The sequence below is a fragment of the Polaromonas sp. P1_E3 genome, from assembly GCF_056405935.1.
Map to the genome: position 1 here is coordinate 1 of NZ_JBFUBD010000841.1, position 568 is coordinate 568.

Here is a 568-nt window from a genome sequence, read left to right on the forward strand (position 1 = left end):
GTCGCGCAGTATGTAGTGGTGATACAGGGCAGCCACTGCATGCATGCCCACCAGAAAATACCCAACAGTCGCCCCCGCTTCGTGGATTTCCTTGATCCAATCCGCCGCATCCTTGTTGTCGGCCATCAGCGCGGGCAGTTGCAGCCCGAAAAATGGGATGGGTTGTCCCCGGGCACTGAGTACTAGCCACCCGGCCAGGGGCATCCCTATCATCAGTAAATAAAGCGCTGTCTGTACCAGCCGGGCCAAGTGGCTTTGCCAAAGTGGCGGCGCTGGAGCAACCGGTGGGGAGCGAGTCCAGAGATTGATCACCAGGCGAAGCCAGGCGAGAACAAATACAGACAGGCCCAGCATGTAGTGCCAGGTCCTCAGCTCACTTCGCATGTCGCTTCCCTTGGGAAAAACCTCGCTGACCTCCATGCAGATGTATACCGCCGCCAGCAAGAAGAGCATCAACCAGTGCAGTCCCATTGAGAGCAAGCTGTAGCGTATTTCCAGGTGGTTTTTTAAATTCATTGACTGTCTCTTCTTATCATTAAAGTGAAGTGTTGACTGCAGGCGCCAACGT

The 568-nt window shown here is 55.1% G+C and carries 1 protein-coding gene; it reads right to left on the minus strand.

Features of this window, described 5'->3' with window-relative positions; translation table 11 throughout:
• The coding region (locus AC1D0Z_RS23870; RefSeq protein ID WP_477660584.1) for a cytochrome b at nucleotides 1-516 on the minus strand (516 nt) is incomplete at its 3' end.
• Between the last annotated feature and the right edge of the window lie 52 nt (nucleotides 517-568).